The sequence below is a fragment of the Homoserinimonas sp. A520 genome (assembly GCF_054489245.1).
In genome coordinates this window covers 725,254-741,014 of record NZ_JBTMWX010000002.1, presented here as the reverse complement: position 1 = coordinate 741,014, position 15,761 = coordinate 725,254, and the positions used below count along the sequence as shown (strand labels likewise).

The 15,761-nt window shown below is 64.7% G+C and carries 14 protein-coding genes; 5 read left to right on the top strand and 9 right to left on the bottom strand.

Annotated elements, in window-relative coordinates; genetic code table 11:
- The 4 genes from acnA to dut form a co-directional block, all read right to left on the bottom strand.
- Positions 1–2,832 carry an aconitate hydratase AcnA gene (gene acnA / locus ACX3PH_RS08115; RefSeq protein WP_459091226.1) on the bottom strand — a complete coding sequence of 944 codons (2,832 nt, stop codon included), beginning with the start codon at positions 2,830–2,832 and terminating at the stop codon, positions 1–3.
- A 125-nt stretch (positions 2,833–2,957) separates the two neighbouring features.
- On the bottom strand, positions 2,958–3,707 hold the full coding sequence (locus ACX3PH_RS08110) for a DUF3159 domain-containing protein (RefSeq protein WP_459091224.1): 750 nt from the start codon (positions 3,705–3,707) through the stop codon (positions 2,958–2,960).
- A gap of 5 nt (positions 3,708–3,712) precedes the next feature.
- Positions 3,713–4,360 carry a DUF3710 domain-containing protein gene (locus ACX3PH_RS08105; RefSeq protein WP_459091222.1) on the bottom strand — a complete coding sequence of 216 codons (648 nt, stop codon included), beginning with the start codon at positions 4,358–4,360 and terminating at the stop codon, positions 3,713–3,715.
- A complete protein-coding gene (dut, locus tag ACX3PH_RS08100) occupies positions 4,357–4,815 on the bottom strand; it encodes a dUTP diphosphatase (protein WP_459091468.1) in 459 nt (152 codons plus the stop codon). Before dut ends, ACX3PH_RS08105 begins: the two co-directional genes overlap by 4 nt.
- Before the next feature lie 73 nt (positions 4,816–4,888).
- Between dut and ACX3PH_RS08095 the strand changes: the two genes are divergently transcribed.
- Positions 4,889–5,341: a DUF3093 domain-containing protein gene (locus ACX3PH_RS08095; protein WP_459091220.1), complete on the top strand. Its 453-nt coding sequence runs from the start codon at positions 4,889–4,891 to the stop codon at positions 5,339–5,341.
- A gap of 29 nt (positions 5,342–5,370) precedes the next feature.
- Here the strand turns inward: ACX3PH_RS08095 and ACX3PH_RS08090 are convergent, their stop codons facing one another.
- Positions 5,371–5,664 (bottom strand): DUF4193 domain-containing protein, encoded by a 294-nt coding sequence (locus ACX3PH_RS08090; protein ID WP_459091466.1) that lies wholly within the window; start codon positions 5,662–5,664, stop codon positions 5,371–5,373.
- Positions 5,665–5,867: 203 nt separating this feature from the next.
- Between ACX3PH_RS08090 and sepH the strand changes: the two genes are divergently transcribed.
- Positions 5,868–6,992 (top strand): septation protein SepH, encoded by a 1,125-nt coding sequence (sepH, locus tag ACX3PH_RS08085; RefSeq protein ID WP_459091218.1) that lies wholly within the window; start codon positions 5,868–5,870, stop codon positions 6,990–6,992.
- A gap of 25 nt (positions 6,993–7,017) precedes the next feature.
- On the opposite strand, the gene ACX3PH_RS08080 is transcribed toward sepH, so the two are convergent.
- Entirely contained in the window at positions 7,018–8,154 is a 1,137-nt protein-coding gene (locus tag ACX3PH_RS08080) for an alkaline phosphatase family protein (RefSeq protein WP_459091216.1), read from the bottom strand.
- A gap of 12 nt (positions 8,155–8,166) precedes the next feature.
- Between ACX3PH_RS08080 and ACX3PH_RS08075 the strand changes: the two genes are divergently transcribed.
- A complete protein-coding gene (locus tag ACX3PH_RS08075; RefSeq protein ID WP_459091214.1) occupies positions 8,167–10,635 on the top strand; it encodes a DNA gyrase/topoisomerase IV subunit A in 2,469 nt (822 codons plus the stop codon).
- Positions 10,636–10,729: 94 nt separating this feature from the next.
- A complete protein-coding gene (locus tag ACX3PH_RS08070) occupies positions 10,730–11,239 on the top strand; it encodes a uridine kinase family protein (RefSeq protein ID WP_459091212.1) in 510 nt (169 codons plus the stop codon).
- 323 nt (positions 11,240–11,562) lie between these two features.
- On the opposite strand, the gene ACX3PH_RS08065 is transcribed toward ACX3PH_RS08070, so the two are convergent.
- Entirely contained in the window at positions 11,563–13,644 is a 2,082-nt protein-coding gene (locus ACX3PH_RS08065) for a DNA gyrase/topoisomerase IV subunit B (RefSeq protein ID WP_459091210.1), read from the bottom strand.
- A 242-nt stretch (positions 13,645–13,886) separates the two neighbouring features.
- On the opposite strand from ACX3PH_RS08065, the gene ACX3PH_RS08060 reads away from it, so the two are divergent.
- Positions 13,887–14,114: a DUF7455 domain-containing protein gene (locus tag ACX3PH_RS08060; protein WP_459091464.1), complete on the top strand. Its 228-nt coding sequence runs from the start codon at positions 13,887–13,889 to the stop codon at positions 14,112–14,114.
- 24 nt (positions 14,115–14,138) lie between these two features.
- Here the strand turns inward: ACX3PH_RS08060 and ACX3PH_RS08055 are convergent, their stop codons facing one another.
- Both ACX3PH_RS08055 and ACX3PH_RS08050 read right to left on the bottom strand, forming a co-directional pair.
- Complete coding sequence (locus ACX3PH_RS08055) at positions 14,139–15,209, bottom strand: alanine racemase (protein WP_459091207.1); 1,071 nt, start codon at positions 15,207–15,209, stop codon at positions 14,139–14,141.
- Entirely contained in the window at positions 15,206–15,724 is a 519-nt protein-coding gene (locus ACX3PH_RS08050; RefSeq protein ID WP_459091205.1) for an alanine racemase C-terminal domain-containing protein, read from the bottom strand. The genes ACX3PH_RS08055 and ACX3PH_RS08050 overlap by 4 nt, the downstream gene beginning before the upstream one ends.
- Between the last annotated feature and the right edge of the window lie 37 nt (positions 15,725–15,761).

The window sequence follows — 15,761 nt, the reverse complement described above, 5'->3', positions numbered from 1 at the left end:
CTAAACCAGCGACCTCAAAACATACTGGAGGATGCCACCGTGGCGGTAGTAGTCGGCCTCACCCGGGGTGTCGATGCGTACCACTGCGTCGAACTCAACGGTCCCCTTGCCTGCCGGCGAGTGCTCAGTCGGTTCGGCAACCACGTGCACCGACTTCGGCACGCCACCATCGTTGAGCGCGGTGAGCCCGGAGATGCTGATCTGTTCGGTGCCATCGAGTCCGAGGGTCTCCCAGCTTTCGCCGGCCGGGAACTCGAGCGGAACGACGCCCATGCCGATCAGGTTCGACCGGTGGATCCGCTCGAAGCTCTCGGTGATGACCGCCTTGACGCCCAGCAGGCTGGTTCCCTTGGCCGCCCAGTCACGGGATGATCCTGAACCGTACTCCTTGCCGGCCAGCACCACGAGTGGCACCCCTGCGGCCTGGTAGTTCTGGCTGGCGTCGTAGATGAACGCCTGCGGAGCATCCGGCTGGGTGAAGTCGCGCGTGTAACCGCCCTCGACGTTGTCGAGAAGCTGGTTGCGGAGGCGGATGTTCGCGAAGGTTCCGCGGATCATCACCTCGTGGTTGCCGCGACGCGAACCGTAGGAGTTGTAGTCCTTGCGGTCGATGCCGTGCTCGCTCAGGTAGTGACCAGCCGGGCTCTCACCCTTGATCGATCCAGCCGGGCTGATGTGGTCGGTGGTCACCGAGTCGCCCAGCTTGGCCAGCACGCGAGCACCGGTGATGTCGGTCACCGGAGTCATCTCGAGAGTCATGCCGTCGAAGTATGGGGGCTTCCGTACGTACGTCGAGGACTCATCCCACTCGAAGATCCCGCCGGCAGGCGTCGGTAGTGAACGCCAGCGCTCGTCCCCATCGAAGACGCCCGCATACTCCCGGGTGAACATCTCGGAGTCGATGGAGTTGTCAATGGTGCGCTGCACCTCGGCGGCGTCCGGCCAGATGTCCTTGAGGAACACATCATTGCCCTCGGTGTCTTGGCCGAGCGCATCCGCTTCGAAGTCGAAGTTCATCGACCCGGCGAGGGCGTAGGCGATCACCAGCGGGGGGCTGGCCAGGTAGTTCATCTTGACGTCCGGGTTGATCCGACCCTCGAAGTTGCGGTTTCCGGACAGGACCGCCGTGACGGCGAGGTCGTTCTCATTGATGGCCGCGGAGATCTCGTCGGCGAGCGGTCCGGAGTTTCCGATGCACGTGGTGCAGCCGTAGCCGACGGTGTAGAAGCCGAGGGCCTCCAGATCACGGTCGAGGCCGGACTTCTCGTAGTACTCGGTGACGACCTTCGATCCGGGGGCCAGGGTGGTCTTGACCCACGGCTTCGACTTCAGGCCCTTCTTGGCGGCGTTCCGCGCGAGCAGGCCGGCCGCGAGCATAACTGACGGGTTCGAGGTGTTGGTGCACGACGTGATGGCCGCAATGGTCACCGCCCCATGGTCGATGACGAATTCATCGCCACCGTCCACCGAAACGATGCTCGGCTTGGACGCCGTCGAAGGCGAGTGACTCTTGTGGGTGTGGTGGTGGTGGCTCTGCTCACTCTCCGGAGTGTTTCCGGGAGGGTCGGATGCGGGGAAGGACTCGGCCACCTGCAGGTCGACCAGGTCGTGGTCGATGGTCGCGTAATTGTTGAGGTCGCTCTCGAACTGCGCCTTCGACCGGTTCAGCTCAATGCGGTCCTGCGGGCGCTTCGGGCCGGCGATGGATGGAACGACCGTGGCGAGGTCGAGCTCGAGGTATTCACTGAACGCGGGCTCGACCGATGGGTCATGCCACATTCCCTGCTCCTTCGAGTACGCCTCGACCAGCTGGACCTGCTCCTCGCTGCGCCCGGTCAGGCGCAGGTAGTCCAGCGTGACAGCGTCGATGGGGAACATGGCGGCGGTCGAGCCGAACTCCGGGCTCATGTTGCCGATCGTTGCCCGGTTGGCCAGCGGCACCTGGGCGACGCCTGCACCGTAGAACTCGACGAACTTGCCGACCACTCCGTGCTTCCGCAGCATGTCGGTGATGGTGAGCACGACATCCGTCGCTGTCACGCCGGCCGGAATGGAGCCGTTCAGCTTGAAGCCGACCACCTTCGGGATCAGCATGGAGACTGGCTGGCCGAGCATGGCCGCCTCGGCCTCGATACCGCCGACGCCCCAGCCGAGAACGCCGAGGCCGTTCACCATGGTGGTGTGCGAGTCGGTTCCAACCAGGGTGTCCGGGTAGGCCTGGAGCACAGTACCTTGTCCTGAGCCCGTCGAAGGGACCTCACGCGTGTAGGTGACGCGGGCCAGGTACTCGATGTTCACCTGGTGCACGATGCCGGTGCCTGGCGGGACGACTTTGAAATCTTCGAATGCGGTCTGGCCCCACCGGAGGAACTGGTAGCGCTCTCCATTGCGCTCGTATTCGAGTTCGACGTTGCGCTCCAGTGCATTGTCGCTGCCGAACAGGTCGGCGATCACGGAGTGGTCGATGACCAGTTCAGCGGGGGCGAGCGGGTTGATCTTGTTCGCGTCGCCGCCGAGGTCGGTCATGGCCTCGCGCATGGCAGCGAGGTCGACGATGCAGGGCACACCGGTGAAGTCCTGCATGATGACGCGGGCAGGCGTGTACTGGATCTCGGTGTCCGGCTCCGCTGCGGGATCCCATCCGGCAACCGATTCGATCTGCGCCTTGGTGACGTTCTTGCCGTCTTCGGTGCGCAGCAGGTTCTCCAGCAGCACCTTGAGGCTGTACGGCAGCTTCGCCGAGCCCGGTACCGCGTCGAGCCTGTAGATCTCGTAGTCGGTCGACCCAACCGTCAGTGTCTTCTTCGATCCGAAACTGTTGACTGACGACATCTGTCGACTCCCTTGCTGAACGTGATGGCTGCAAGCCTAAGACAGTGCGCTGCTTTGGGCCAATGCCGCTACCGGCTGTGCAGTTGCGCCAAAAGTATCTTGACGTCGAGATAAATATACCACTCTCACCCGGGCAGGGCTGAATCACCGGAGGTCGTGTCGCCGCCCAAAGCCGGCCGCGGATAGACGGTGCGCACCAGAAGCCAGGTCACCCAGACCATCCCGGCGTACAGCGGGACACCCATGATGAGCTTGGTCGCGGCGAGCCATTCGGTCTGGCCGGACAGGTACAGCGGCGCCTGCACCAGCAGTCGCGCCGAGAACAGGCCCACCCAGAGCCAGGTCGCCAGCACCAGCACCCGTCTTTTCTGCAGATTCTCGCGCCATGCGGTTCCCTCGTTGGCCAGGAAACCGACGATCACCCCGATGAATGGCCACCGGAGCGCGATGCTGGTCAGCAATACGACGACCGAAACGACGTTGATGATGAGCCCGGGGAGGAAGTTGTCCTCCGTGCGTCCGGTCAGCATCGCCAGGACGGCGGAAATGCCGACCCCGAAGAGGCCGGCGAAGGCCAGCGAAGCCGAAGTCCTGGAGATCAGCCGGATGGCGACGAAACACAGCGCGACCGCTACCGGTGCCAGCACCGACATCACCAATTCGTGCGTGATCGTGTAGACCACCAGGAAGCCGAGGCCGGGGAGGATCGATTCGATCAGCCCACGGGTGCCGCCAATCGCCTTCAGCAGGGAAGACGCACGCGGAACCTCGCCCGGAGCCAGGTGCCCGATCGATGACTTTCGAACGGCATCCTCGAGGCTGGCCCTGATGGCATCCTTCGCGGTCTCCGGAGTGTCCGCTGCCGGTTCGTCCACGGCTCTCACAGCTTGGTCGCGGGTGCGACCTGATCAGGGGCGCTGCCGGTCTTCGGCATGTGCAGGGGAATCAGGTCTCGCGGAGGCATGGGAGTCGAACCGCGGACGACAACGATACTGCGGAAGAGTTCCTCGATCTTCGCGGCGGCCTCCGGCTTCGTCGCGCCCTCACCGGCGATCACGCCGCGGAGAAACCACCGAGGCCCGTCAACGCCGATGAAACGGGCCAGCCGCTTGGTTCCGGGTTGCCCGGGGGCAGCCGCAGGCACCTCGGCGAGGAGCTCAGGCCCGAAAGGCCCAGTGGTGAGTTTCGTCGTGCCACCCTGTTTGGCGATCTGGTCACTGATCTGCTGGCGGATCTCGTGCCACAGGCCGGTGGACCGAGGAGCAGCGAACGGCTGCACCTGCAGTGTCGACCCGGCATAGTCCAGTCCGACAGCCACCACCCGCTTGCTGCCCTCCTCGACCTCGAGCCGTAATTGCAGGCCCTCGCGGGGAACGATCTTCACGCCGCCGAGGTCGACGTATGGTCGGACGGCGTTGGCCTCAGCCTCATCGAGGGGTCCTGCCTCCGCCCGGTCAGCAGGGGCGGACTTCGCCTGGCGCGCCGCTGCGTCCTGGTCGTCGATGGTGCCCTCGATGTTATCGCTCACGCGTGTTCTCCTTGCATAGGTTCACGGTACCCGGTGGACCCGAATCCCGCCTGGCCACGCTGGCTTCCGGGAAGGGAATCGACCTGGATGAAACGCGCACGACTGACCGGGGTGACGATCAATTGGGCAATCCGGTCGCCCACCGCGATCGAGTATGGCTCCCGCTTGTCGGTGTTCAGGATGGTCACCCTGATCTCGCCGCGATACCCGGCGTCCACGGTGCCCGGGCTGTTGACGATGGTCACGCCGTGCTTGGCCGCGAGCCCACTTCGAGGAACGACGAAGGCCGCGTAGCCGTCCGGCAGTGCTATCGAAACACCGGTTCCGACGGTAGCCCGCTCCCCCGGCGCCAGCACGACAGCCTCCGCCGCGACCAGGTCGGCTCCGGCATCCCCGGGATGCGAGTAAACGGGCAGCATCCCGCTGGCAATGAGTACTTCGACGGTTTCAACCACGAGACGAGGGTAGTGCAGAACCACTTCACCGGCGCGCGCACGCTGCAGGGCGATCATCTGATCGAATAGGGCCATGACCTACTACCGAGAACGCCTCTGGCCTTCCCCCTGGATCTACCTGTCGCTCGGCCTTGTCATACCGGCTTCGATACTCGTCTTCATGCCGATCAACCCCGTGGTCGGCGTCCTCACCGGTGCTGGACTGTACCTGGGTTGCGCCGGCCTGCTGACGGCGACAGCACCGACCCTGCTGGTGACAGACCATCAATTGGTGGCCGGTCGTGCCTCCCTGCCACTGAGCCTGGTTGGCGAGGCGACCGGGTTCGAGGGCGCAGAAGCCACCCTGGAGCGAGGCCAGCGCCTCGACGCCCGCGCCTGGCTCCTGATCCGCGGCTGGGTGGGGCCCGTCGTCAAGATCGTCGTCTCCGACGAGTCAGACCCCACACCCTATTGGCTGGTTTCCACGCGTGATCCGCGGGCTTTCATCTCGGCGATCACGACGGCGCAGGAGTCAGCGGCGTCGTGACGTGCGCATTGTCGAGCTGAACGCTCCGTTCAGGCAGCGCACTCGAGGCAGATCGCCCCGAGCTTCTCCTGATGATCGATCTGGGAACGGTGCTTCACCAGGAAACAGCTGATGCAGGTGAACTCGTCGGCCTGCGGAGGCAGCACGACAACGTCGAGGTCCATGTCGGACAGGTCAGCGCCGGGGAGTTCGAACCCACCGGGGTTGTCGGCGTCGTCGGCGTCAACCACCCCTGACATCTTGTCTGGGACGCGCTCCTTCAGTGCCTCGATGCTTTCAGAATCATCGTCGGTCTTACGAGGTGCATCGTAGTCGGTTGCCATGCCCATCCAGTTCTGGTTTGTGCCGACATGTTCGTATTCGGCGGCGACAGTTTGCATCATCCGGTAGTGAATTGCAAACCACTGTGAGACTCCCGGGAATGCTGCAACAGACCGAACTTGCGGCACGCCCGAGTTATTCCCGCCCGGATGATGAATCACGTGACAATCTAGACCCGAACATGACGGCCGGAAAGGCGATCAGCATGCAAGACCTGAGAGTCATCGGAGTGGAGAACGGCTCACTCCTGGTCACGTCCGACGACGGCGAGCACTACCGCATTCCCATCGATGAGGTGTTGCAGTCCAAGATCCGCCAGGCCGCACCGGCTGCGGGCAACGGGCGCAAGCTGTCTCCCCGCGAGATCCAGGCGCATATTCGCAGCGGAATGTCCGCTCAGGACGTCGCGTCGATCACCGGAGTGGCGCTCGAATACATCGAGAAATTCGAAGGCCCCGTTCTCGCCGAGCGTGAGTATGTCGTCAGCGCTGCGCTGAGCGTCCCGGTGCACACTGCGATGGAGACTGATCCGCTGGGCGAAGGTTCGACCTTCGGAACCGTCATTCGCGAACGGCTCCACGACCTGGGCGCCACCGGCGAACGCTGGGCGAGCTGGAAAGAGCAGGGTGGCGGCTGGGTCGTCAAACTCGCTTTCACCGCCGAACAGGTGGATCACGACGCCCGCTGGCAGTTCGACCCCAAGAAATCCGCACTGGCACCACTGAACGGCGACGCGGTGACGCTGTCGCAGCAGGGCGAGCTGGCTGGTGCATTGATCCCACGGTTGCGCGCCGTCAGCACCGAAGACCGGGTCCCGGACAACTCCCGCTTCGACAGCGGCGCCTTCACGGAAGAAGAGCTTTCCGGGCACGACACGGCACCCTACGTCGACCCGTTGCCGTTCAATCGCGGGGGTCACTCTGCTGTGGTTCCCGGCGCCATCAATACCGGCACCACCGGAACGACCGCCGATGGCGAAACCGCTGAACTGGGTCACACCGCAGACCTCCTTGAGGCCCTCCGTCGCCGGCGGGGCGAACGAGAATCCGCCGCCTTCGATGATCAGGATGACGCGCGCTCGGCCCACCCGTCGACCGGCAGCATCCGCGTCATCGATGTGCCACTCGATGACTTCTCAGCTGGCGACAGCGCTCCAACGCCACCACCGGCAAGTTCGGCGGCGCCACCGGCCGATGCGCATCCCGGCCCGACGAGGGTCGGCACGCCCAAGCCGGTCGTGTCCCTCTCCAGGCCGGGCAAGAAGGGCCGGGCGGCAATGCCCAGCTGGGACGACATCGTCTTCGGCGCCAAGTCTGACGACGACCTTTAGTCGACCGGAACGTGAGCCGACGCCTTCAGGCGAACGCTCCGAACCGTAATAGCGGCACCAGCTGCTCGTCCAGGGTCATCGAACCATGCTGTCCGATCATGGTGCGACCGGACGCGCGCTCGTCCCTGCCGTCGTAGTAGGCGATCGACTTGCGCGCGGCGACAAGCAGGTCCCCGATACGCGCTTCGACCTCGGCGTGAACGGATGCGCCGAACCAGCCAGCCGAAATCGCCTCGGCCCGGGTGGCGACCCACGACCTGCCGGACTCCGACTCCCGCCACCGAGAGGTGACCGTCTCGCGGAGAGGAGTCGAAGCATCCGGTTCGAAATGAAGCTGCAGGCAACGCGGTTCACCGGCGACATGGCGGATGCCGTCCAATAGTGCGGGATCGGAGTCGAAGAGCACATGGTTGTGAGCGGCCACGTCGATGACCCCGTGGTCCGCGGTGAGGATCAACCCCTCACGACTGCCCAGCGCTGGCGCGAAGGCACGCACAGCCGCGTCGAGCTCTTCCAACCGGTCAGCCCATTGTGCCGACTGCCACCCGTGCTTGTGCCCCGCCTGGTCGAGCTCGGGCACGTACACGTAAACCAGCGCACGATCGTGCGAATCCAGGATGCGTCGGGCCTCCGCCAGCCGTTCCTCCATGGAAACGGCGGCCCGGTATTCGGCCCCGCGCAGCACGGCATGGGTGAAGCCGGTGTTGCGGTAGCGTTCGACCCCGACCGCGAAGGCGGGCACACCGGCATCCGTCGCCCGCTCGAAAATCGTCCTGCTGCGCTGCCAGGTGGCCGGATCCAGCAGCGCATCCCACCCGGTGAGCTGGTTGACGATCCGGTCATGCTCGGGGTCGAGCACGGTGTAGCCGATCAGCCCATGCACTCCGGGCTCGTCCCCGGTGGTCAGGGATGCCAGCGCCGACGCCGTCGTGGTCGGAAAACCGGCGGTGGCCGTCGTGCCTGCGTTCAACAGCGGCGCAAGAGTACGGGCGTGACCCGCGGATGCCCTGAGCACGGATGCCCCCAGCCCGTCGGCGAGGAGCACCACCGTTTTGTCGACCGGCGGCAGCGAGAGCGGGTTCGCCTCACCAGAGGTGGCGGACAGGCAACTTCGCAGAACATCGGCAAGGCTAAACCGCACCGATTTAGGGGCCGATAGCATGAGGGCAATCCTATGACTACACCTGCATCCACGATTCCCGAAGACTCCGGTGAACGCATCGACGTTGTCGATGTCGCCTCTGAAATGGAGGGCTCGTTCCTCGAGTACGCGTACTCCGTCATCTATTCGCGCGCCCTGCCTGACGCACGTGACGGCTTGAAGCCTGTCCAGCGACGCATCCTGTACCAGATGACCGAGATGGGGCTGCGGCCCGACCGGGGCCACGTGAAGTCGGCCCGAGTCGTCGGAGACGTGATGGGCAAACTGCACCCGCACGGCGATGCCTCCATCTACGACGCCATGGTGCGCCTCAACCAGCCGTTCATCATGCGGGTTCCGCTCATCGACGGACACGGCAACTTCGGGTCGCTCGATGACGGCCCGGCCGCACCCCGCTACACCGAGGCCCGTCTGGCACCCGCAGCCACGGCATTGACCGCAGACCTCGACGAAGATGTCGTCGATTTCGTGCCCAACTACGACAACCAGCTGACCCAGCCGGAGGTGTTGCCCGCTGCCTTCCCCAACCTCCTGGTCAACGGGGCGAGCGGCATCGCGGTCGGCATGGCCACCAACATGGCCCCGCACAACCTCATCGAGGTGGTCGGGGCGGCCAGGCACCTGCTCGAGCATCCGGATGCCTCCCTCGATGACCTGATGAGCTTCGTCCCGGGTCCCGACCTGCCTACCGGTGGCACCATCAGCGGCCTGGAAGGCATCCGTGACGCCTATGAAACCGGGCGCGGAAGCTTCAAGACGAGGGCCAAGGTGTCGATCGAGCCGGTCACGGCCCGCAAGACCGGGTTGATCGTCACCGAGCTGCCGTTCATGGTCGGCGCCGAGAAGATCATCGAGAAGATCAAGGACGGTGTCACGTCCAAGAAGCTCAGCGGCATCTCGGATGTGACAGACCTCACCGACCGCAAACGCGGGCTGCGCCTCGTGATCGGCATCAAGACCGGGTTCAACCCGGAAGCGGTGCTCGAGCAGTTGTACAAGCACACCCCGCTGGAAGACCAGTTCAACTTCAACAACGTGGCGCTGGTGAACGGCGGCCCCAGGACCCTGGGTCTGCGAGAACTGCTGCAGGTCTATCTTGACCACCGCATCTCCGTGACGACGCGGCGAAGCCGCTTCCGGCTGGCGAGGAAGCAGGAGCGCCTGCACCTCGTCGAGGGACTATTGGTGGCCATCCTGGATATCGACGAGGTGATCCAGGTCATCCGCACCAGCGATGATTCGGAGCAGGCCCGCACCCGCCTGATGGACGTTTTCGACCTCAGCCACGTGCAGTCCGAGTACATCCTCGAGTTGCGGTTGCGCCGCCTGACCAAGTTCTCCCGCATCGAGCTGGAGGCCGAGCGCGACCAGTTGCGTGCTGAGATCGCTGAATTGGAGCTGCTGCTCAGCGATCCGGTTCGGGTACGTCACCTGGTCTCGCACGAGCTCGAGAATGTGGCCGAGAAGTACGGAACGCCGCGTCGCACCATGCTGACCCACGCGCGCCCCAGCGTCGCAACGGGTTCATCGAAACAGGCGGGTTCGTCGAAGCAGGCACCCATTCTCGAACATGCGGATGTTCCATGCCGGGTGATCCTGTCTACCACCGGGCGCGTGATCCGAGTCGACGTGAGCGACGATGCGGATGCACCGGCTCGCGCCTCGAGGCGGAGCAAGCACGACGCGATTCGGGCAAGTGTCTCCACCACCAGTCGAACCGAGATCGGCGCTGTCACGTCGACCGGACGGCTGATCCGCCTCTCGCCCGTGGACCTCCCGGTGCTTCCCGGAAACTCGATCCAGCTCGCTGCCGGTGTCACGATCGCGGAGTACCTCGCCATCGACACGAAACGTGAACGGGTCGTCGGCCTGGTCTCGCTCACCGCTGAGGAACCGGTAGCCCTCGGAACCAGGCAGGGTGTTGTCAAAAGGGTGGTGATGGCGGATGCGCCGCACCGGCCAGACTTCGAGATCATCTCCCTGAAACCCGGCGACGAGGTCGTTGGCGTGGTTCAGGGCTCGGACGACGATGAGCTGGTGTTCGTCACCTCTGACGCTCAGCTGCTGCGTTTCCCGGCGACGGCCGTGCGCCCTCAGGGGCGAAGCGCCGGCGGCATGGCGGGCATCAAGCTCTCGCCCTCAGCGGAGGTCATTCACTTCACGGCGATCGCTGACGCGAGCGACTCCGTCGTTGCGACAATCTCCACCTCTGCGGCGACCATTGCCGGAACCGACCCCGGGCGCGCGAAGGTCTCGCAGCTGGCCGAGTTCCCGGCGAAGGGTCGCGCAACGGGCGGCGTTCGCGCGCACGCCTTCCTCAAGGGTGAGGACATGCTCAGTGTGGCGTGGGCGGGACCGGCTCCCGCGTTGGCCGTGGCCTCCGACGGTGCGCCGCGCTCACTCCCCGAGGCTGGCGCCAAGCGTGACGCGTCCGGTACACCACTGGATGCCGTCGTCGGCTTCATCGGCCACGAGCTGTAGGTTCGGCTGCCCGTTGAGCCAGTACAAAATCGTGGATACGCCAGAGGCTGTCGCCTCAGCAATCGAACAGCTCCGCGTTGGAGGCACGCGCCTAGTGGTCGGGATTTCTGGGTACGCAGGCTCCGGAAAGTCCACTCTCACCCGAGACTTGCTGGCCCGCGTTGACGGCTCCGTTCGCATCCGTGGCGACGACTTCTTGGATCCGACGCGTTCTCACCACCGCTCCGCTGACTGGGATGGCGTCGACCGCATTCGGCTGCTGCGGCAAGTCATCGTCCCATTCCGTTCTGCGCAAAAGGGCTCATTCCAACGCTTCGACTGGAGCACTCGAACGCTGGCAAACCCGGAGCCGCTGCCGGATGCCGCCGTCCTGATCATCGACTGCATCGGGCTGTTCCATTCAGACCTTGAGGGAGCGTTCGACCTGACAATCTGGGTTGACGCCGAACCGGGAATTGCCGCGCAGCGGGGCAGAGAGCGCGACCATGACCTCGGTCGGCAACACGACGCCCTCTGGGAGGACGTCTGGGTGCCAAACGATCGCGACTTCGATGAAACCTTCAAGCCGCGAGAAGTGGCAGACATCATTTTTCTCGCCAATTGAAGCGAGTTTCCCAACCCTTCTTCTGCTTCGCGCATTGTTCCGTGGGTCGCTTGTGCATATGCGTGCGCGCTGCAGCGTTCGGCTAGCGGCGCCCGTGGCGCCCCGCAGATCCGTACACGCACCGTGGAACCGAGCGCGGACCTGCCGGGAGGTCGATCGGCGGAAGCAGCCGCGCTGTCGTTTGAGCGTTGCGCCGCGACGAATACTCCAGCGCACCACTCGAATCACCGCGCCGGCGACCAGGGGCAACCTGTCAACCAGTGAGTTCGACCCGCGCGTGCAAGAAACACCTACGAAGGGAGTGGGACGGTAGGCGACTGATGCTAGACGTCGATGCGCTCGCGCGAGAGGTCGTTGGAACCGGCAACGATGAACTCCTTGCGGGGGGCGACATCGTTGCCCATCAGGAGCTCGAACACCTTTTCCGAGCGCTCCGCATCCGTGATCTCCACGCGGCGAAGGGTGCGGTGGCTGCGATCCATGGTGGTGGTGGCCAACTGGTCGGCATCCATCTCCCCCAGGCCCTTGTAGCGCTGGATCGGATCCTGGTACCGCTTCCCCGACTTCTTCAGCGCAGCCAGGACGCCCTGCAGCTCAGCCTCGGAGTAGGTGTAGACCGTGTCGTTCGGCTTAGTGCCCGGGTTCATCACGACCACCCGGTGAAGCGGAGGCACGGCGGCATAAACGCGGCCGTCGCGGATAATGTCCGGCATGTAGCGGAAGAACAGCGTGAGGAGGAGCGTCCGGATGTGCGCACCATCGACATCCGCGTCGCTCATGATGATGACCTTGCCGTAGCGGGCGGATGACAGGTCGAAGCTGCGACCGGATCCGGCACCGATCACCTGGATGATCGACGCGCACTCGGCGTTCGACAGCATGTCCGAGATGGAGGCCTTCTGAACGTTCAGGATCTTCCCGCGAATGGGCAGGAGCGCCTGGTACTCGCTGTCCCTGGCCAGCTTGGCGGTACCCAGGGCCGAGTCGCCCTCGACGATGAACAACTCGCTGTTGGCGACATCGCTGCTGCGGCAGTCGACCAACTTGGCCGGCAGGGAGGAGTTCTCCAGCGCGTTCTTGCGACGTTGGGTCTCCTTGTGGGCTCTTGCCGAAACTCGCGACTTCATCTCGGCAACGACCTTGTCGAGCACCAGCGCGGCCTGCGTCTTGTCGTCACGCTTGCTGGAGCTGAACTTCTCAGCCAACGCCTTGGCGACGACGGATGAGACGATGTTGCGAACCGCAGGAGTCCCCAGGATCTCCTTGGTCTGCCCCTCGAACTGCGGCTCCGGGATGCGTACCGTCAGTACGGCGGTCAGGCCGGCAAGCATGTCGTCCTTCTCGAGCTTGTCGTTGCCGACCTTGAGCCGGCGCGCATTGACTTCGAGTTGGTTTCGGAGGAACTTCAGCATCCCGGCCTCGAAACCGGCCTGATGGGTGCCGCCCTTCGGCGTGGCGATGATGTTCACATAACTGCGGAAGACGGTGTCATATCCGGTGCCCCATCGCAGCGCAACGTCGACCTCGCACTCCCGGTGCAGTTCAGTCGGCACCATGTGCCCCTTGTCGTCGAGAACGGGGACGGTCTCGGTGTACTGCCCGGTGCCGGTCAGTCGCCAGATGCCGGTGAGCGCCGGATCTTTGGAGAGGAACTCGACATACTCGGCGATCCCACCGTCGTAGCGGAACGATTCCTCGGTGGGCGGGCTCTGGCGGTTGTCGGTGATCTCAAGGCCCAGGCCTTTCACCAGGAATGCCGTCTGGCGGGCTCGGGCGACAAGCTCCTCAGTCTGGAATGTCGCACCCTTCGTGAAGATCTGCGGATCCGCCCAATAGCGCACCCGCGTGCCGGTCACGCCCTTGGCAACCTTGCCGACCACCCTCAATTCACTGCGCTTCTCGAACGGGGTGAACGGGGAATCCGGGCTCGGCTCCCCCGAGTCGGCGAACACCCCGGGCTCCCCGCGATGGAAGGACATGGCCCAGGTCTTGCCGCCGCGGTCGACTTCGACGTCGAGCCTCGCTGACAGTGCGTTGACGACGGATGCTCCGACGCCGTGCAGTCCACCGGATGCCGCATACGATCCGGTGCCGAATTTTCCACCGGCGTGCAGCTTGGTGAGGACGACCTCCACGCCGGACAACCCGGTTTTCGGCTCGACATCCACCGGGATGCCGCGGGCACGGTCGCGAACCTCGACGCTGTCATCCTGGTGCAGGATCACCTCGATTTTTTCCCCGTAGCCGCCTAGCGCCTCGTCGACCGAGTTGTCGATGATCTCCCACAGGCAGTGCATGAGGCCGCGGGAATCGGTGGAGCCGATGTACATTCCTGGTCGCTTGCGGACCGCTTCAAGGCCTTCCAGGACCGAAAGGTGCCTCGCCGAGTAGTCCGAGTTTGTCACTGATTCTCCTTAGTGCGACCGAGCTGCGCACCGCCGAAGACCGCAGGGAATGGCGGCTGGGCGGGCGGTGTTAAGACTAGTGAGCCGCGCAGACAACCTTCGCATCCGACACCCGTCGGCCGAGGGTTTCCTACGCGGTCAGCGAAATGCGCCCGCCGCCTCACCCATCCTGCGGCAAGGCGTGCTTGTATAGATGCACGGAAGTTAGTCGTCAAGAAAATTGGAGGAGCAACGTGTCCCACATTGCACCCGGAACCACAGCTGTAGACGAGCTGGCCTCCGCCCACGAGCTCACGGCGTCAGACCGCTGTGACAGTTGTGGAGCCCAGGCCTACATTCGCGTTTCCATCGGAAACAGCGAGTTGCTCTTCTGCGCTCACCACGGCAAGAAGCACCAGGAAAAGCTGGCTGCGGTTGCCACCGAGTGGCACGACGAGTCAGCACGACTCCTCACCGAGGCGCGCGGCTAGAAAGTCCGCCCAGGGCCACAGCCGTTACCGGCCGGTGACGACCCGCGGGATCGTCGCCGTTAGCCGCGTCACGATTTCTTCACCGATGGTGCCCATGCCGTCAGCCCACTCCTGAAGGGTGGGCTCGCCGGCTGAGCCGTCGCCGAAGAGCGTCACGGTGTCACCGACTTCCGCAGCCCTTCCGGTCACGTCGATAAGCGTCTGAGACGGGTCGACGCGGATCACCGGCACACGGTGCCCACCGATTGCGACCGTCACATTGCCAGCAGCGTCGGCAAGGATTCCGGATGCGCCACCAATCGGCAACTCGCCCAGCACCCGGCCGTCTTCCTCCCTGATGCGATGAATCGGCGCGCGCAGCGTCATGACCGGTCGAAGCCCGAGCTCTGCCGGCCCAACTCCTCCGCCGGGAGCTATCCCGTACAGGAAGGCGCCAACCCGCACCAGGTCGAACCGGGCATCCGCCCTCGCGTAGGATGCTGCACTCGCGGCGACATGGACCACCACGTCGCGAACACCGTGCGCTTCGGCGATCGACACTCCGCTCTGGTGCTCGGCGATGGAGCGGCTGTCGTCATCATCCGTTTCCTCGGCCAGGTGCGTCCACAGCCCGGCGACCTTGACCAGCCCATCGCGTTCGAGCGCTGCCGCCCGTTGCACGAACCGCTCCCACTCAGCCGGAAGCACTCCAGCCCGGTGCAGGCCGGTATCGAGCTTCAGGTGGATGCGTGCCCGGGTCCCGGCTGCGGCGCCGGCGGTGGCCACGCGCTCCAGCACCGCCTCATCGGTGACCCCCAAGTCGATTCCGGCCCGAATGGCCTCGGTAAGGTCGTCACCACTGTCGAACACCCACGCGAATACCATTGCGTCCGGAGCCCGGCGGCGCAACGAGAGCGCCCCCGGAAGGTCCAGCGTGCCGAACCTCGTCACGCCTTCATCGAGGAGTACGTCTACAGCGGCGTCCACCCCATGCCCATAGGCGTCGTCCTTCACGACGGCGAGCAGCGCTGCCGGCGCCACTCGATCACGCAGCAGGCGCACGTTGTGGCGCAGAGCATCGACGGACACGAAAGCGGTCGCCTCGGTGATCCTCATGTGGCCACCACCCTGCTCACGCGATGGTCCAGGCAGGCGAGAACGCTGAACGGATGCTCGCCAACCGACTCCGCCCACTCCGCCAATGGGATCTCGGCAGAAGCCGGGTCGCCAAAGAACGTCACCCTGTCTCCGGCGGCAACGGAGGCGTCTCCGGCATCGATCACCAGGACATCCATCGCCACCCGGCCGACAATCGGCATCCGCACGCCGCGGGCGGTGACGGATGCCCGGTTTCCGGCTTTACGGGGAAGCCCATGCCCGTAGCCGATCGCCACCAGGGCGAGCGTTGTCGGTGTCGTGGTGCGGTAGGTGTGGCCGTAGGAGACTCCGGCACCTGGCCCCACTCGTTTGACTGTCAGGACCTCGGCATCCAGTCGGGGTGGATGCGTCTCCAGGGACTGCACGACGTTCGACACGGCAGCATCATTCACGGCTGCATTGTTCAGGGCGGCGGATGCCAGCAGTGAAGACTGCCCGGCGGAGAGGTGGAGGGCACGGGCGGAGAAGCTCACGATCACCCCGTCCCGCCTGCCGTCCAGATTCCTCCAC

Excerpts from the sequence above, each read along its gene's own strand:
- acnA (WP_459091226.1), bottom strand. The coding sequence starts at position 2,832 with ATGTCGTCAGTCAACAGTTTCGGATCGAAGAAGACACTGACGGTTGGG.
- sepH (WP_459091218.1), top strand. The coding sequence starts at position 5,868 with ATGCAAGACCTGAGAGTCATCGGAGTGGAGAACGGCTCACTCCTGGTC.
- ACX3PH_RS08090 (WP_459091466.1), bottom strand. The coding sequence starts at position 5,664 with ATGGCAACCGACTACGATGCACCTCGTAAGACCGACGATGATTCTGAA.
- ACX3PH_RS08055 (WP_459091207.1), bottom strand. The coding sequence starts at position 15,209 with ATGAGGATCACCGAGGCGACCGCTTTCGTGTCCGTCGATGCTCTGCGC.
- ACX3PH_RS08080 (WP_459091216.1), bottom strand. The coding sequence starts at position 8,154 with ATGCTATCGGCCCCTAAATCGGTGCGGTTTAGCCTTGCCGATGTTCTG.
- ACX3PH_RS08095 (WP_459091220.1), top strand. The coding sequence starts at position 4,889 with ATGACCTACTACCGAGAACGCCTCTGGCCTTCCCCCTGGATCTACCTG.
- ACX3PH_RS08075 (WP_459091214.1), top strand. The coding sequence starts at position 8,167 with ATGACTACACCTGCATCCACGATTCCCGAAGACTCCGGTGAACGCATC.